1 protein-coding gene is annotated in these 786 nt (G+C 39.8%); it reads left to right on the top strand.

Annotation, left to right across the window (positions count from 1 at the left end; all coding sequences use genetic code 11):
• Positions 1–4 precede the first annotated feature (4 nt).
• On the top strand, positions 5–778 hold the full coding sequence (locus tag D612_RS0108415) for an electron transfer flavoprotein subunit beta/FixA family protein (protein ID WP_017755015.1): 774 nt from the start codon (positions 5–7) through the stop codon (positions 776–778).
• Positions 779–786 lie beyond the last annotated feature (8 nt).

The following is a 786-nucleotide window of genomic DNA, read 5'->3' as shown; positions in this document are numbered from 1 at the left end:
AGTTATGAAAATTTTTGTTATCATGAAACGAACATTTGACACAGAAGAAAAAATTGTAATAAACAATGGCAAGATTAGTGAAGATGGTGCTGAATTTATCATTAACCCATATGATGAGTATGCAATTGAAGAGGCGATTCAGCTAAAGGATAAACATGGCGGGGAAGTGACTGTTGTAACAATTGGTAATGAAGACAGTGAGAAAGAGCTACGTACTGCGCTAGCTATGGGAGCAGACAAGGCTGTTCTTATCAATATTGAAGATGATATTGAAGATGGGGATCAATTTACAACGGCAAGTGTACTTGGAGAGTATTTCAAAGGACAAGAGTATGATATCATCCTAGGCGGAAATGTTGCGATTGACGGTGGTTCCGGTCAGGTTGGACCTCGCCTTGCAGAAGCATTACAAATCAATTATGTAACAACGATCACAAAGCTCGATATTAATGGCAATACTGCGGTAATTGGCCGTGATGTGGAAGGAGATAGTGAAGTGGTGGAAGCATCACTACCACTGCTTGTTACTGCACAACAAGGCTTAAACGAACCACGATATCCATCTTTACCAGGCATCATGAAGGCGAAGAAAAAGCCTTTAGATGAGTTGGAGCTTGATGATTTAGATATTGATGAAGATGACGTGGCTGCGAAAACGAAAACACTTGAAATCTATTTGCCACCACAAAAAGCTGCAGGGAAAGTATTGTCTGGTGAGCTTAATGATCAAGTCAAAGAATTAGTAAAATTACTTCAAACTGAAGCAAAAGTAATATAGGCGGGGGG

The sequence above is a fragment of the Calidifontibacillus oryziterrae genome (assembly GCF_000331575.1).
In the GTDB taxonomy this organism is placed as follows: Bacteria; Bacillota; Bacilli; order Bacillales; family Bacillaceae_J; genus Calidifontibacillus_A; species Calidifontibacillus_A oryziterrae.
The sequence above is the reverse complement of the archived record's forward strand: the minus strand, read 5'-3'. Positions and strand labels throughout refer to the sequence as shown.

Bases quoted from the DNA above. Each gene is read 5' to 3' on its own strand.
- D612_RS0108415 (WP_017755015.1), top strand. From the start codon at position 5: ATGAAAATTTTTGTTATCATGAAACGAACATTTGACACAGAAGAAAAA.